Annotated in this window: 4 protein-coding genes; all 4 read left to right on the top strand. The window is 43.3% G+C overall.

Features of this window, described 5'->3' with window-relative positions:
* Positions 1-12: 12 nt before the first annotated feature.
* The gene (locus tag U2F10_RS04045; RefSeq protein ID WP_499870894.1) at positions 13-5238 is read left to right on the top strand and encodes an amino acid adenylation domain-containing protein; all 5226 of its coding nucleotides are present in this window, start codon (positions 13-15) and stop codon (positions 5236-5238) included.
* Between the two features lie 7 nt (positions 5239-5245).
* A complete protein-coding gene (locus U2F10_RS04040) occupies positions 5246-8488 on the top strand; it encodes a non-ribosomal peptide synthetase (protein WP_499870892.1) in 3243 nt (1080 codons plus the stop codon).
* A 279-nt stretch (positions 8489-8767) separates the two neighbouring features.
* On the top strand, positions 8768-13255 hold the full coding sequence (locus U2F10_RS04035; RefSeq protein ID WP_499870890.1) for a beta-ketoacyl synthase N-terminal-like domain-containing protein: 4488 nt from the start codon (positions 8768-8770) through the stop codon (positions 13253-13255).
* 111 nt (positions 13256-13366) lie between these two features.
* Positions 13367-18007, top strand: coding sequence for an amino acid adenylation domain-containing protein (locus tag U2F10_RS04030; protein WP_499870889.1), 4641 nt, complete (start codon positions 13367-13369; stop codon positions 18005-18007).
* Positions 18008-18062 lie beyond the last annotated feature (55 nt).

Raw genomic sequence — 18062 nt, 5'->3', positions numbered from 1 at the left:
AGCTAAGTGAGAATGATGATTGAAAAAGCAAGTACATACACCTGCAATAATCTTTCTGATAGAGTCTATTGGCTTAATAAATTATCAGGAGAGCTGCCTGAGACCAATTTCGTGGTCGATTATGTAAGGCCTGAATTTTATAGAGGAAAAAATGATTTCATAGAGTTTCAACTCAACGATCAGCTATCTCAAACAATCAATAGTTTTAGTAATGGCTCTCATTATTCAATATATTTGTTCCTATTGTCAGCCCTTAAGATATTACTTGCTAAGCATACTGGTAACGATGACTCTGTAATTGGAATACCTTGCTATCAACCAGTGGGAGAAGATATAGGTGATCGACTTTCTAGTAAGTTAATACCTTTACGTTTAAATATAACCGATGAAATAGCCTTCAAAGATATTCTTCTCAAGGTTAGAGATTCCGTAATTAATGCTTATGTTCATCAAAATTATTCATTTGATGAATTGATTGAGACTTTGGATTTACCGCAAAGTGAGAATCGTTGTCCGATTTATGACATCGTAGTTTTGTTGGAAAATATTCATGATCAATGCTGTGCATCAGATGTAAACAACGATTTAACAGTCATTTTTAGGGTAAATGAGAATAAAATTATAGGCAGAGTAGATTATGCACAGGCTCTGTTTAGAAACAATGTTATAGATATATTTATCCAGCAATATATCTATGTAATTGAGTGTATTGTTAACGATCCTCACATTAAAGTTTCAGACATTGCCCTGCTTGAAGGGAATGAAAAACATCAGGTATTGAAAGAATTTAACCGTAATATTGGAAGCGGTTATCCTATAGATCGAACAATTTATGAGTTATTTGAAGAACAGGTATCTCGGACGCCCAATGAAGTTGCTGTAGTTTTTGAGAAGGAAGTCTTAACTTATAGTGAATTGAAAGGGAAGGTCAATGAATTAGCTGGCTTCTTACAGGATATAGGAATTGCTAGAGGTGAGTTTGTTGGTATTTACAAAGAACGCGATATTGATTTCTTGATATCCATTATTGCTATTTTAGGTGCAGGAGGTGCTTATGTGCCTATAGATAGTACTTACCCTCCTGAGAGAATCAAGCATATGTTATCGAACAGTGGGGTAGAAATTCTCTTAACAGACTGTTCGAGCTTAAGTGGATTAATAGATGATTTGCAAAATCATTCTCATTTAAGACATCTTGTCTGTTTGGATGAGGATGACAAAAAATCTCTTAGCTTGCAGCAATCAAGTATAGACATACACTTTAAATCAGATTTTAGTAATCTCTCTAAGAAGAGTGTTTTGAAAGATTATTCAGGAGAGGCTAATCGAGGAACGTATAGAGCCTACATGCTCTATACGTCTGGTTCAACTGGATTGCCCAAAGGTACCATAATTAGGCATGATGGCGCTATTAATCATATTTATGCTCAATTTGAAGCTTTGGATTTGAGAGAAGGATTTGATTTTCTTCAAAGTGCTCCCGCTTCATCGGATATTTCTGTATGGCAATTTTTAGGTCCGCTTCTAACGGGTGGAAGAACAGTTATCGTAGATACAGAAACTGTTTGTGATCCAGAAAAATTATTTAAAGTCGTTAAGGATGAGAGGCTCACTATTGTTGAGCTTGTTCCAGCAGTTCTCCGAGAGCTACTTAATTATGTTTCACAGCTATCAGATAGCCAAAGGTTGCTACCTGATCTAAGGTGGATGATGGTAACAGGGGAGTATGTCTCGGTAGAGTTAATTAATCAGTGGTTAAGGTTTTATCCTTCAATTAAAATAGTTAATGCTTATGGTCCAACTGAGGCTGCTGACGACATCACTCAATTTATTATTGAAGAGCCTCTGCCAGAAAACCTAAGAACTGTTCCTATTGGTAAACCTTTAGCGAACTTAAGCCTCTATATTCTTGATCCCCGAATGCGGCTGATGCCGATCGGAGTTCCTGGTGAAATTTGTGTATCGGGTATTGGCGTCGGGAATGGATACTGGAAAAATAAAGAGAAAACTAATTTAAGTTTTATTCCTAATCCATTTCCTAATCTTGAAATGCCTTTGCCAGAAGGCAATAGAGATTTAATCTATAAAACTGGAGATTTAGGAAGGTGGTTGCCTGACGGAAATATTGAATTCTTAGGGCGTATTGATAACCAGGTAAAAATTCGTGGCTTCCGTATTGAATTAGGAGAAATTGAGTCGCTATTAGTTCAGTATCCAACTGTTCGAGATGTTGTGGTTTTAGTTAGGAAGAGTAATGGTGGTGATGAGCACTTAATTGCTTACTTTGTCCCGTCTGCTGAAGTTCAAGTGCTTCAGGAAGAAGAAGAAGAAGTCCAGCAATCAGCTAAAAACTCAGTAGTTATTAGCAAGTTTGTATCGAAATTACGGAACTTTTTGAAGGGGAAGTTGCCGGAATATATGATACCTTCCATATTTGTTCCCCTTGAAAGGGTGCCATTAGTTCCTAGTGGCAAGGTAGATCGCAAGGCTCTACTTGCAATGAATGTGTTGCCGCAAGACAGGCAACAAAGCTATGTTGCTCCTCATACGCCTATTCAGGAAGTAATAGCTGGCATTTGGACTCAAGTGCTTGGTCTTGAGAAGGTAGGTATCAATGACAATTTTTTTGAACGAGGAGGACATTCCCTACTGGCAACTCAGTTAATGTCCAGATTAAGGAATGTTTTTCATATAGAATTGCCTTTGCGCGAAATTTTTGAATGTCCTACGGTAGCGGCACTGGCAAAGTCTGTTGAGGCAATGAAGCACTCGCAGGATATTCTTCCAGTTCCTGCCGTAATACCTGCTATTCCCAAAGATGGTAATCTACCCCTCTCGTTTGCCCAGGAAAGACTTTGGTTTCTGGATCAGTTAGAGATAGATAGTACAACTTACAATATGCCTAGTGCAGTTCGCCTTGAAGGTGAGCTTAATTTGACGGCACTTGAGCAGAGTTTTACCGAGATTGTACGTCGCCATGAAATTCTAAGAACCGTCTTTGTTGTTTCTGATGGACAACCAAGCCAAGTTGTTATGTCAAGCTCACCGTTCAAGCTACCTGTGGTGGACTTGCGGGCATTACCAGAAGTAGAAAGAGAAGCAGAAGTTTTACGATTGATAGCTCAAGAAGTAGATATTCCTTTTGATCTAACTAAAGATAGATTACTGCGTATAAAGCTACTTCAGTTAGGCTTAGCGGAGTATGTAATGCTGTTCACGATGCATCATATCGCTACGGATGCCTGGTCTAATGGCGTACTCACTCGAGAATTATCAGTACTTTATCAAGCTTTTTGTTCTGGAAATTTTGACCGTCAGCGTATCAAATTGGCAGATTTACCCATTCAATATGCTGACTTTGCCTATTGGCAGCGCCATTGGTTACAAGGAGAAGTTTTGGAGAAACATCTTTCCTACTGGCGGCAGCAACTTGCAGGTATTTCTACTACATTGAATTTACAAAAGCTAGCAGGGAAAACAGCCCTGGTTACTAGCGAAAAAGAGTGTGCGGCTCAATCATTTCTCATACCGGCTAACCCATCTCAGCAGCTCAAAGCACTAAGTCGTAGACAGGGGGTGACCTTGTTTATGACTTTACTTGCGGCTTTTCAGACTTTGCTATATCGCCATACTAAGCAGCACGATATTGTGGTCGGTACTGATGTTGCCAATCGCAATCGGGCTGAGATAGAGCCCCTTATCGGATTTTTTATCAATCTCTTGGTCTTGCGCAGTGATTTGTCTGGAAATCCCTCTTTTCGAGAGTTGCTAGAAAGAGTTCGAGAAGTTACTTTGGGCGCTTATGCCCATCAGGATTTGCCCTTTGCCAAATTGGTAGAAACTTTACGGCCAGATCGGGCTACAAATGCGACCCCTTTATTTCAAGTATTGTTTGTCCTGCAGAATACCCCTGGCTCTGCTGTGGAGTTTTCGGGGTTAACACTCACTCCTGTAGAAGTTACTAGAAAGAAATCTAGATTTGACTTAGCTCTTTTTGTGCAAGAAACAGAGCAAGGAATTTTTGGAAATTGGAGATACCGTACCGATTTGTTTGAACCTGATGCGATTTCCCGGCTCTCCAGAAACTTTGAAGCGTTGCTATGCAATGTTGTCCAAAATCCTGACACTCGAATTGATGCCTTAGAAATGCTGAGTGAGTCCGAAAAACAGCAGCAAATGACTCAAAAAGTTCAACGTGAAAAAACGCAATTTAGGAAATTTAAAGCAATTAAGCCGAAGGCAGTTAGTTTGCCTCAGAAGGAATTAGTTAAAACAGGTAGTCTCCAGTCTGAGCAGAGCTTGCCGTATGTTATTCAACCCGATGATGGACATGATATTGACTTGGCTGATTGGGCAGCTAGCAAGCGCGAATTTATTGAACTCAATTTATTGAAACATGGTGCTGTACTCTTCCGTGGATTTCAGCTTAACTCAGTTCCTGAGTTTGAAAAGGTAGCTAATGCGATTTGCCCTAAGTTATTTGGCAATTATGGAGATTTGCCCAGAGAAGGAGTGAGCAACAAAGTTTATGGTTCTACTCCTTACCCGTCTGACCGAGCCATCCTTTTCCACAATGAAAGTTCTCATATGCATCAGTGGCCACTCAAAATATGGTTTTTCTGTATGCAACCGGCTCAAGAGGGTGGAGAAACGCCAATCGTTGATTGCCGAAAAGTTTATCAATTGCTGGATCCAAAGTTAAGGAAAAGATTAGAAGAAAAGCGATTAAGATATGTGCGCAACTATATTGAAGGACTAGATGTTAGCTGGCAAAATTTCTTTCACACGGATGATAAAGAGGCTGTTGAAGCCTATTGTCGTCAGTCTGGTATTGCTTTTGAATGGCTTTCAGACAATGGGCTAAGAACGTATAAGATTTGCCCTGCGGTTTCTAGTCATCCTAAAACCGGGGATTCGGTGTTTTTCAATCAGGTACAGTTGCATCATATTTCCTGTTTGGAATCCTCTGTAAGAACCTCTCTATTATCATCACTTGAAGAAGGCAAGTTGCCTCGCAATGTCTATTATGGTGACGGCTCTCCAATTGAAGACTCAGTCATGGCAGAAATCGGGGAGATTTATGACCAGACAAAGATTAGCTTCCCATGGGAAAAAGGAGATATCTTAATGCTGGATAACATGTTAGTTGCTCATGGGCGAAATCCTTACGTTGGTTCGCGCAAGATTGTAGTTGCGATGGGAGAAATGAGCGATAGTCAATTAATAGAAAGGGTTTAGGTAATCAATGTTAAGTCAAACGATTGAGGGATTTCGTCTCTCTCCTCAACAAAAACAGCTTTGGTTATTACAGCAGAGTGGCGGTGCTTACTGTGCCCAATGCATTTTGAGGATTGAAGGTAATCTTCAAGTAGAAATCCTGAAATCAGCTTTGCAAAAAGTCATTGATCGGCATGAGATTCTCCGTACGTACTTTCATCGACAACCAGGCATCAAAATTCCGATACAGGTCATTAATAATAGCGGTGTATTTTTGTATCGAGAATTTAGTCAGCATGATCAGCAAGATAGCTCTGTCGAAGAACTTTGCCAGAATGAAAGACAGTCTATTTTTGACTTTGAGCAAGGGCCATTCTTGCATATCTCTTTGCTGAGAGAGTCATCTAGTCAGTGGTTGCTGATAATAACTTTGCCCTCTTTGTGCGCGGATAGTTGCTCCCTAAGAAACTTGGTGAAAGAACTTGGCGATCTCTATGCTGCATGTTTGCAAGGCAAAGAGTTAGAAGATGAACCTGTGCAATACATTCAATTTTCAGAATGGTGTAATGAACTTCTGGAAGATGATGATGCAGAGGCTGGAAAGAGCTATTGGCAGCAACAAGAGCTAGATTTAATTCCATCACCCGCGCTACCATTCGAAAACCACGCTAGCAAATCAACAATATTTAAGCCGAGTATTCATCTTGCTAGATTAGGACAAGATTTGGTCGCAAGACTCGATGCAGCAGCCACGCTGTATAAGTGTACGGTGGCTGAGTTTTTATTAGCCTGTTGGCAAACCCTACTTTGGCAAATCACAGGGCAGTCAAAAATTGTTGTCAATACTGTCTATTCTGGCAGAAAGTATGAAGAGCTGGAGGAAGTCTTAGGACTGTTGGCAAAAGATCTGCCCGTTCAGTGTTCCTTCCAAAAAAATCTTAAATTTACCGAGATCTTAGCGTCTATTAGTCAAACCTTAGATAGTCATGCAAAATGGCAGGAATATTTTATTGAGGCAGAACAGAAGACTGTTCACGATTCTCCCTTGGGCTTGCCAGTGAGTTTTGAGTGTGAGGTAGGGGCTGACAGATATGAGTATGGTGGAGTTTCTTTTTCCTTAGAGAAGCAATATGTTTGCTTTGAACAATTTAAACTTAAGCTGAGCTGCATACTTCGACCGGATTCTGTCACGGCACAGCTTCATTACGATCCTGAAGTCATGAGTCCAGGTAGTATCCCATATCTAGCGGAACAATTTCAGACTTTGGTCGCCAGCGCTCTTGATACTCCGGAAGCCGCTGTTGGTGAGCTGAAGATTATGAGCGATCGCCAGCTACAGCAAGTTTTAATCGAGTTTAACCAAACGCAGGTTGATCATTCTATAGAGCGGTGCATCCATCATAGATTTGAAACACAGGTGAAGCAGACACCTAATCATGTGGCTGTGGTATTTGAAGATGCTCAACTCACTTACATTGAACTCAACCAACGTGCTAATCAACTAGCTCATTATTTGCAAAAGCAAGGTGTTGGCCCTGAAGTACTGGTGGGGATATTTATTGAGCAAAGTGCCACTGACGGAGAGCCACTGATGCTTGATGTCATAACAGCTATCTTGGGGATTCTCAAAGCGGGTGGGGCTTACCTGCCTCTAGATACGGCACTGCCAAAAGAAAGTTTGGCTTTGCGGTTGCAAGACGCTGAGGCACCGATGCTGTTGACCCAAAGCTCTCTGTTGGAGAAGCTGCCTGAGTATGCCGGGCAGGTTATTTGTCTGGACAGAGACTCTGCGGTGATTGCGCAGGAAAATTCTGAGAATCCGACTAGTGAAGCGAATGGCGAAAACCTAGTCTATGTATTGTTCACCTCTGGTTCTACTGGCCGACCTAAGGGGGTTGCTATTGAACATCGGTCATTACTCAATTACATAGATGGTATCTTGGTCCGATTAGACCTGCCGCTTGGGAGGAGTTTTGCGACTTTTTCCACCTTTGCTGCTGATTTAGGTAATACGGCTATTTTTCCGGCCTTGTGTACCGGCGGATGTCTCCATGTGGTCTCTCAAGCACAATTATCCGATCCTGAGGCGTTAGCAAACTATTTCCAACATCACCCTATTGATTGCCTCAAAATTGTGCCGTCCCACATCGCTGCTTTGTTGACGTCTCCAGGAATGCAGTCGATCCTGCCGCGTCAAAGGCTTATCTTGGGAGGTGAAGCCGCTAGTTGGGGATTGATTGAGCAGATCCAGTGGCAAGCACCCAACTGCCGAATTATGAACCACTATGGTCCGACAGAAACAACAGTCGGCGTTCTAACCTATTCCGTTAACGAGCAATCTGCCCAACAAATTTCTAAAATGGTTCCCCTGGGTCGTCCATTGGCGAATACACAAGTGTACGTGCTGGATCGGCAGCTGCGCCCCGTCCCCATTGGTGTCTCTGGAGAACTCTACATTGGTGGAGCTGGTTTAGCGCGGGGGTATTGGAATCGACCGGAACTAACAGAAAACCGATTTATTGCTAACCCGTTTGTAAGTGAGTCTGGGGCGCGACTATATAAAACAGGAGACCTTGTTCGTTATTTGCCAGACGGCAATCTGGAATTTCTAGGACGAACTGATAACCAAGTCAAAATCCGAGGTTTTCGGATTGAACTTGGAGAGATAGAAGCATTATTAGACCAACATCCAGGTGTGCGTCAGTCTGTGGTGTCAGTTTGGGAAGAACAGGATAATAAGCGATTAGTTGCCTACGTTGTTCCTAATAAATCACAGCAACCCAGTGTGAGTGACTTGCGCAATTTTCTGAGAGAAAAGCGACCAGAATATATGATACCTGGCTCCTTTATGTTCTTAAAGGAACTTCCCCTGAAGTCGAATGGGAAGGTTGATCGTCAGTCTTTACCAGCACCGAATCAAATACGGCCAGAGCTAGCGGAAACGTTTGTTGCTCCGAGTAACGAAGTAGAGCAAACGCTGGCGGCTATTTGGCAAGAGATGCTACAGGTAGAGAAAGTAGGCGTCAATGACAATTTCTTTGAATTAGGTGGCCATTCTTTACTTGTTGTTCAAGTTCATAGCAAACTGCAAAGTACGTTTAATCAAGACGTATCCATTACTGATTTATTTAAATATCCAACTATCAGTACCCTGGCTGATTATTTAAGTCAGGGAAAAAGTAAGCAGTCTTCTTTAGAGAAAGTTCAAATACAGGCTGAAGAGCGCCTGAATTCGAGAAGGAGGAGACGAATTGCAAACAAAACGGAGTAATGAACAGACAAATTTAATTTCCCCTCTTAGCTATATGAAAATCAAGAAGGAAGATCCTGAGTCATGCCAACGTATACTTAATGTAAGTGCTATATACTGATGGCAGCTTGTAGAGGCAAGAGATGGTATCAAGCAAGCTTTATAAGGCTGTTGATAAGTGGTTAATAGAAGACTATCTAGAGATAGAGAAGATGAAATGTTCATGGTGAAAAATAAAACCTTTAGGTCTGTAGTATTAAGAAGAGCTGGCATGTTTGGATTTACTTAAGCTTGGGTGGCATGGAAGAACTTGATTGCACTGATGAAATTGCCATTGTTGGTATGGCCGGTCGTTTCCCAAAAGCCAAAAATCTTGAGGAGTTTTGGCAGAATTTGGTAAGCGGCGTAGAATCTGTTTATTTTTTCTCAGATCAAGAAGTGGAGGCTTCAGGTGTTGCTCCTGATCTACTGAAGAATCCGAATTATGTCAAAGCAGGTGTTTTACTCGAAGGCAAAGAGTTATTTGATGCCACTTTCTTTGGTTACTCTCCTCGACAGGCAGAAATTATTGATCCTCAGCAGCGGTTATTCTTGGAATGCGCTTGGGGTGCGCTAGAAAATGCTGGTTATGATCCGCAGACTCATCAGGGTCGGATTAGTGTTTATGGTGGCGCTGGGATTAATAGTTACTTCTTTTGCAATCTTGCTTCAAACCCTGCTCTGCTTCGATCAATTGGTCTTCCCCAACTTAGATACAGTAATCGTCAAGATAATTTGACGACACGAGTTGCTTATAAATTAAATCTTAAAGGGTCAGCGCTCACTGTTCAGACGGGGTGTTCCACCTCCTTAGTAGCGGTTCATTTAGCTTGTCAAAGCTTATTGGATCATGAATGTAAGATGGCGCTAGCCGGTGGTGTGTGCGTCAGCTCGCTAGAAAAAACAGGCTATCTTTACCAAGAAGGCGGGATTTCTTCCCCTGATGGACACTGTCGTGCTTTTGACGCCAAGGCGGAAGGAACCATTGGTGGTGATGGTGTTGGACTTGTTGTCCTTAAGCGACTAGAGGATGCGATCGCAGATAGGGATACCATCCATGCCGTCATTAAGGGCTCAGCTACTAATAATGACGGTTCAGACAAAGTTGGTTACACGGCTCCTAGCGTTAACGGTCAAGCGGCTGTCATCGCTGAAGCCTTGGCTATGGGCAGGAGTGAGGCTGAGACAATTAGCTATGTCGAGGCCCATGGCACAGGAACAGTCTTGGGCGATCCCATCGAAATTGCCGCATTGACAGATGCCTTCCGCACTACAACCGACAAAAAGGGTTTTTGCGCCATTGGTTCAGTAAAAACCAATATCGGACATCTGGATACTGCGGCTGGTATTGCCGGTTTAATCAAAACAGTTCTGGCCCTTAAGCATAAACAAATACCCCCTAGCCTACACTTTAAAACCCCTAATCCTAAAATCGACTTCGCCAATAGTCCTTTTTACGTTAACGCCGCGCTCTCACAATGGCAGACAAATGGTACGCCCAGGCGAGCTGGAGTCAGTTCCTTTGGCATCGGCGGCACCAATGCCCATATCATTCTTGAAGAGGCTCCGACTCTTAAGCCCTCCAGTCATTCCCGGCCTTGGCAGCTGCTAGTCCTCTCGGCTAAAACAGCATCTGCCCTAGAAACTGCTACGGCAAACTTTGTTGGATACTGCCAAAGATATCCCGATTTAAACCTCGCTGATGCTGCCCATACACTTCAGATCGGGCGTCAAGCTTTCAACTATCGCCGCATGGTGGCTGTTCGAGATCTTGATGATGCCGTGAAAGTGCTGGAGTCCAAAGATTCGCAGCGGGTGTTTACGCATTGCCATGAACCGGCTAATCGGCAGGTTGTCTTTATGTTTCCGGGACAGGGGACGCAGTACGTAAACATGGGGCGAGACCTATACCAAACTGAGCCAATTTTCCGAGAACAGGTTGATCACTGCTGCGAATTACTCAAATCGCAGCTAAACGTTGATCTACGAACCATTCTGTATCCGAGTCAAGAGCAAGCAGAAACAGCCACACAACAGTTAAAACAGACCAGTCTCACTCAGCCAGCATTGTTTGTGGTTGAGTATGCATTAGCTCAGTTATGGTTGGCTTGGGGGATTAGTCCTCAGGCCATGATTGGCCATAGCATTGGGGAATATGTGGCAGCCTGTCTGTCTGGCGTGCTCTGTTTAGAAGATGCTTTAGCACTAGTCGCTACGCGTGGGCAGTTGATGCAACAGCTTCCTGAAGGTGCGATGCTAGCTGTGACACTCTCGAAGCAAGCGCTTATCCCCCTATTAGGCGAGAAACTCTCCCTAGCGACGGCCAATGCACCTGAAAGTTGTGTTGTTTCAGGCCCCACAGAAGCGATTCATGAGTTTCAAGAGCACTTAACCCATCAAGGTTTGGAATGCCGCCGTCTGTATACCTCCCATGCTTTTCATTCACAAATGATGGACTCCATCATGGAGCCATTTAAGGAGAAGGTTAGTCAGGTTAAACTCAATCCGCCTAAGATACCGTTTATATCTAACGTGACTGGTACTTGGATTACTGCAGCAGAAGCAATAGACCCAAACTACTGGACAATGCACTTGCGCCAAACGGTTCGTTTTAGCGAAGGCATGGCTGAATTATTACAAGCGCCTAAGCGAATTTTCTTGGAAGTGGGACCTGGGCGGACATTGAGCACCCTGACTAGAAAACAAAAAGGCGTTGAACAGGCTATCGTCTGTTCCCTTAGGCATCCCCAGGATCAAGTCTCTGATGTCCGGGTTTTGCTCAAGACATTGGGTCGGCTTTGGCTAGAAGGTCTTCAGGTCAATTGGTCGGGATTTTATAAGCATGAGCAACGTCACCGTATCCCTCTACCAAACTATCCCTTTGAGCGAAAGCGATATTGGGTTGAGCCAGCAAAGCAAGCCTTTGCTATTGCAGCTCCAGCAGAGTCTAGTTTTTCGGAACAAGCAGAGGCGGAGCAGTCTTCAGCCCCCTCAATCGATACTCAACGCTCCTGGGAATGTGATGTTACTCCTCGCAATGACATTGAGCAAAAAATCGCTGACATTTGGCAAAATGTTCTAGGCCTCCAGAAAGTGAGTGTTTACGGTAACTTTTTTGAGCTTGGTGGAGACTCAGTTGTTAGTGTTCAGGTGGCGGCTTTAGCGAACCAGGTTGGCCTGAAACTAACGCCCCAACAATTATTTGAACATCCAACAATTGCTGATTTAGCGGCAGTTGCTCAAACCGCTCCTGCTATTCAAGCGGATCAAGGACTCGTGACAGGACTAATTCCCCTGACTCCTATGCAATATGAGTTCTTTGAACAAAACTTAGCTGACTCACATCGCTGGTCTCCAACAATTTTGATAGTGGTACAGCAAGCGCTTGTGCCCGCTCTCTTGGAGGAAGCACTACAGCAGCTATTGAAGTATCACGATGCCCTGCGCCTGAATTTTGTTCAGCGAGAGTCTGGCTGGCAACAGACTAGTGCTGCCCCTAAGGCAGTTGCACCATGGATGCATTTGGATTTAGCTGAGCTTTCAGTAGAAGCACAAACGTCAGCGATTGAGGCAACAGCCGTTAAGCTGAACGCCAGTCTCAATCTAGCCACAGGTCCACTTATAAGCTTTGCTTTCCTGAATGCTGGAACTGAAGGAGAGACACGTTTATTATGTGCAATTCACCCACTAGTGGCTGATTCGGTCTCATTGAAAATATTGTTTGAAGACTTACACAGGGCCTACCAATACCTTAGCCAGGGTAGAGCTGTTCAATTGGGGCCTAAAACGACGTCATTTAAGTATTGGTCTGAACGCCTCCAAACTTACGCAAAATCGTCTCAGGTGGCGTCAGAATTAGACTATTGGCGGTCTCTTTCGCAGCAGCCATTCTGGGATTTACCCGTTGATCATCCTGAAGGTATTAATAGTGAGGCGTCAGTTCGCACGATATCTATTACACTAACGGCTCAAGAAACTCGCTCCTTACTTTATGAGATTCCTACTGTCTATAAAGCGGAGATCGAGGAAGTGTTACTTACAGCGCTACTGCAGGCTCTAGAAACCGATGCCGAAGGGCGATCGCTTTTAGTACATGTTGAAAAACATGGCCGTTCTGCAATGAATCATGCAGATATTGATGTGTCTCGTACAGTCGGCCAATTCACTACAGCCTTTCCAGTCAGGCTGGCAAGCAAGCAAGGGGCTTCTCTGGGGGAAGCACTTAAGGCCCTTAAAGAACAACTACGTAGCGTTCCCAACCAGGGTCTCGGTTATGGCGTGCTGCTTTATCTTCGTGGAGATACGGAAATTGCTGAGCAGTTACAAAGACTGCAGCCAACAGTGAGCTTTTCTTATCTGGGGGCAGTGACTCAGACACCAGCAAAGTCTGAACCCACCTCACAACTTACCGAAGGTGAAATATCCCACAATCAATCATTCTCCTTTAGGACTATTCAACAACCAAAGGCTTTTCTTAGCAGTTCCCAAGCCACTCGACCTTATGTACTGGAGATCAGTGGATATGTCGCTGGAGAACAGCTACAGATTAACTGGAAATATAGCGAGAATTTACATCATGGTTCCACGATGCAGAATTGGTCACAACAATTTACTAAAAAGCTGCAATCGTTTATTAACGCGACCCAGTCTCCCCATACTGATAGCTATACGACTTCTGACTTTGATGCTGCCAAGATGAGTCAAAAAGACCTATCCAAATTACTGTCTCAAATTCATAAATCCAATTAGTCTTCCAGTGTTAATCATGGATGAACGGCGCTAGTCCATGGCTTGACTAACATTTTCAGGATTTCCATCTGTAAGCCAGAAAATTTGAATTTGATAAAATAATCTCCCAAGATGATGAAACAAGCCAACGTTCAAGATATCTACAATCTTTCTCCCATGCAGCAGGGAATGCTGTTTCATACACTCTGTGCGCCTCAGTCAGGAGTATACTTGCAGCAATTTTCCTGGACGTTACAAGGGAATATTGATTCTTCAAGTTTGAAACGAGCTTGGCAGCAAGTCATCGATCGGCATCCTATTCTACGGACAGCGTTCTATTGGGAAAATCTTGAGCAGCCTTACCAAGTTGTCTATGATCATGTAGATTTGCCCTGGGATGAGCAAGACTGGAGCCAGTTATCTCAACCGTTACAAAAGGAACAGTTAGCGACTTTTCTGAAAACCGATCAGGAGCGTGATTTCCAGCTTTCTGAAGCCCCCTTAATGCGTCTAGCTTTGATTCGTTTATCTGAAGACACGTCCCAGGTTGTTTGGAGCTATCATCATTTACTTTTAGATGGCTGGTCGCTATCCTTGGTGTTCAAGGAAGTCCTGAGTTTTTACGAAGCTTTTAGTCAAAATCAAACCTTAAATCTGCAGCTGCCCCGGCCCTACCGAGATTATATTACTTGGCTGCTGCAGCAAGATCTTCCTGAAACAGAGGCTTTCTGGCGGCGATCGCTTGAAGGTATAGAAGCACCAACTTCTATCAGGATGACTCAGCCTCCTCACTCCCCGAATAACGAACAGGAAAACTATCAGAGGCAGCAAATCCACCTATCCGAATCAACAACATCAGCGCTTAGGCTCTTAGCGCAACAGCATCAATTAACCCTGAACACACTGGCACAAGGTGCATGGGCGCTTTTGTTGTCCTATTATAGTGGAGAGAACGACGTAATTTTTGGCACGACCTCTGCTGGCCGCTCTGGAGATATTGACGGGATAGAGTCAATGGTGGGTTTATTCATTAGTACTTTACCTGTCCGGGTTAAAGTCGATCCCCAAGATACTTGTCTTGCATGGCTCAAAAAACTCCAGGTCCAGCAGTTGGAAATGCGTCAGTATGAATATAGTCCGTTAGTACAGATTCAGGCTTGGAGCGAGTTTCCTAGAAATACACCTTTGTTTGACAGCCTTATAATTTTTGAAAATACGCCGGTAGACAAATCTCTTCAGGAGAGAGACAGTAGCATCCAGCTTCTAGATATAGATATATTCGAAAAAACCAACTACCCATTGACCATTGGAATCAGTCCGGGCTCAGAATTATCACTAGAAATTCTGTATGAGCGCAGTCGATATCATGATGCAACGATCAAAAAAATATTAGAGCACTACCGGACTCTGTTAGGAGGAATCGCATTTAATTGTGACAAACATCTTGCGGACTTATCAATATTGACCCAACAAGAGCAGCAGCAACAGCTCATAGATTGGAACAGTACTCAAGTAAAATACAACAAGGATCAGTGCATTCATAAGCTGTTTGAAATGCAGGTAGAAGCAACACCTACCGCCATTGCTGTCGTCTCTGAAGGCAAGCAGTTAACCTACAGGGAGCTGAACACTAGGGCTAATCGATTAGCCCATCATTTGCGAGCACTAAGCGTAAAGCCAGAAGTTTTAGTTGGTATTTGTGCAGAGAAGTCCCTGGAAATGATTGTGGGTGTAATGGGTGTTCTCAAAGCAGGAGGAGCCTATGTACCGCTGGAGCCAAATTACTCTAAAGAGCGCTTAAAATTTGTCTTAGAAGACACTCAAGCCTCTATTTTGCTTACTCAGCAGCGATTCATTGATGTGTTGCCTGACCCTCAGGTAAAAATTATTTGTTTAGACAAGGACTGGCCGCAGATTGCGTTGCTAAGTGGGGATAACTTATGTAGCGAAGCAACACCTGCCAACCTAGCTTATGTGATTTATACGTCTGGTTCTACCGGAAAGCCTAAGGGGGTAATGATTGAGCATAGCAGTCTTACCAATGCTTATCTAGCTTGGCATGTCGCTTATAAACTAGGTTCAGAAGCAACATGCCATCTGCAGATGGCGAGCTTTTCATTTGATGTTTTCACAGGTGACTTAGTTCGGAGTCTTTGCTCTGGTGGAAAACTGGTTTTATGTCCTCGTGAGCGACTTTTGGAGGCTGGTGAACTTTATCAGCTAATGTGCCAAACTCAGGTTGATTGTGCGGAATTTGTTCCGGCGGTGCTTAGGAATCTAATTCAGTATCTGGAAGAGACCGGACAAAGTCTTGGTTTTATGCGGCTACTTATCTGTGGATCTGATAGTTGGTATGGCGCAGAGTATCAAAAATTTCAGCAATTTTGTGGTCCCGAGACACGACTCATTAACTCCTTTGGTTTAACTGAAGCAACTATCGACAGTTCCTACTTTGAAGCAACAGTGGGAACTTTATCGATTGAACAGTTAGTACCCATCGGACGGCCATTTGCGAACACTCAGCTCTATATCTTGAACTCATTTTTGCAGCCTGTCCCCATTGGAACGCCAGGGGAACTTTATATAGGTGGTTTTGGTGTGGCACGGGGCTATTGGAATCGACCTGAATTAACTGCTGAGAGATTTATTTCAAATCCTTTTAGTCGAGAATCTGGAGATTGCCTCTACAAAACAGGAGATCAAGCCTGCTGGCTTCCTGATGGGAATATTGAGTTGCTTGGTCGAATTGATCATCAGATAAAAATTCGGGGCTTTCGGGTTGAACCTGGAGAAATTGAAGCAGTTATTCAACAAAATCCATTGGTTCATGAGGTCGTCGTTCAGGCGAGGGAAGATAAGTCTGGAAACAAGCAACTCATAGCATACATAGTTTGGGAGCCTCAAGCTGAGACGGCAGAAATAAGCGAGCTAGAAGATAAATTAACTTCTCAAACATCAGCACAGCTAAAGGCTTTCCTGAATGAAAAATTGCCGGAATATATGAGACCTGCCCACTTTATTGTACTTAATTCTTTGCCGTTGTTGCCGAATGGCAAAGTTGACCGTCGAAGCCTACCAGAAGTTGAAACTGTTAGGCCTGAGTTAGGGGAACCTTTTGTTCCACCTCGGACCTTAACTGAAGAATTGCTGGCGGGGATTTGGGCTAATGTTCTTGACCTTGATCAAGTTGGAATCTACGATAATTTCTTTGAATTAGGCGGACATTCTTTGCTAGCAATTCGCCTGATTTCACAAGTACGCAACACCTTTCAGATGGAATTGTCCTTGCGTAGCCTATTTGAATTACCGACGGTAGCTGGTTTGAGCGATCGCATTGAAGAAGCTCGTCAAGGTAAGCAAGGTTTGCCAATTGTGCCTCTAATCCCTGTTTCACGAGAGCAACCGTTGCAGTTATCGTTTGCGCAGGAACATATCTGGTTCTTAGAGGAACAGCTGCCTCCTGAGCATTACTTTTACAACACAGCGTCGATAAGTCGTTTCAAAACACATCTCAATTTAAGCGCTTTAGAACAGAGTCTGAATGTGATTCTACAGCGCCATGAAACCTTACGCACAACCTTTACTCTTGTTGAGGGAAAACCTATTCCAGTTATTGCTCAAGCACCTACATTGAAAATGACGGTGTTCGATCTGCAGAGTTCTTCGAAAAATGAGCGGGAAGCTAAGGCAGTACAAATAACTCGTGAGGAAGTTCAGCGACCCTTTAATCTATCAAGTGGGCCTTTGCTACGAACTGCCTTAATACAGCTAGGTAAGTCAGAATACACTTTAATTATAACAATTCACCAAAGCTCCTTTGATGCCTGGTCTCAAAATGTTCTCTGGAGGGAACTAGGAACTCTTTATCGAGCCTTCTCTGCTGGGAAACCATCGCCATTAACTCCACTCCCTATTCAGTATGCAGATTTTGTTCATTGGCAGAAAAAAATGCTGTCGGAAGAAGTATTAGAAAACCAGCTATCTCAGTGGAAAAAATGGCTAACAGGTTCTCTTCCTGTGCTTAACTTACCTACTGATTATCCCCGTCCATCGGTCAAAACTTTTCGGGGGGCTAATCAGCGTTTAACTTTTTCCAAGGAGGTCACAAAAGCTCTTAGAGACCTGAGTCAGCAGGAAGAGGTGAGTATGTTTATTACAAACCTGGCGGCCTATCAGGTTTTACTCTATAGCTACACGGGTCAGAAGGATCTCCTAATAGGCACATCTGCTGATAATCGCACTAGACGTGAACTTGAAGGTTTGATTGGATGTTTTAACAACTATCTCGTACTACAGGCAGATCTCTCAGGAAATCCTAGTTTTCGTGAATTGCTGAGTCGAGTCCGTCAGACCAGTATGGAAGCCTATGATTACCTAGATATGCCCTTCAGTAGATTAGTTTCAGCTCTACAGCCAGAATCAGATCTCAGCCGCACACCATTAATTCAAGCCATGCTTGTGTATAAACAATTTTTAGACACACCTACTGCAGAGTCTTTAGACTTGGACTTTACTCTTTTGCCGTTTAATTATGATTGGGAAACAGCAAGGTGTGACTTAACGTTGACTTTGATGGATGTCGGAGAACAAGTTACTGGTTTTTGGGAATACAGTACTGATTTATTCAAAGCTGAGACGATTAATAAAATGTCTGAACATTTCCAGATATTGCTAGAGAAAATCGTTTCTAATCCCGATCAACCTCTTTCTGAATTAGGATTTACGACCAGTAGAAGTATGCCAGAAAGAACCTCATTATCTGGAGTGCTTTAAGGATTCAAGAGCGATTTTTAGCTATAGATTTGTTATGTTAATTTGCCGACTTTTC

Source organism: Leptothoe sp. EHU-05/26/07-4 (genome assembly GCF_043421015.1).
GTDB classification, from domain to species: Bacteria; Cyanobacteriota; Cyanobacteriia; order Phormidesmidales; family Phormidesmidaceae; genus Leptothoe; species Leptothoe turfae.
This window is presented reverse-complemented; position numbering and strand designations above follow the sequence as displayed.

Coding starts and splice junctions, on each gene's coding strand:
- U2F10_RS04045 (WP_499870894.1), top strand. CDS start 13: ATGATGATTGAAAAAGCAAGTACATACACCTGCAATAATCTTTCTGAT.
- U2F10_RS04040 (WP_499870892.1), top strand. CDS start 5,246: ATGTTAAGTCAAACGATTGAGGGATTTCGTCTCTCTCCTCAACAAAAA.
- U2F10_RS04035 (WP_499870890.1), top strand. CDS start 8,768: ATGGAAGAACTTGATTGCACTGATGAAATTGCCATTGTTGGTATGGCC.
- U2F10_RS04030 (WP_499870889.1), top strand. CDS start 13,367: ATGATGAAACAAGCCAACGTTCAAGATATCTACAATCTTTCTCCCATG.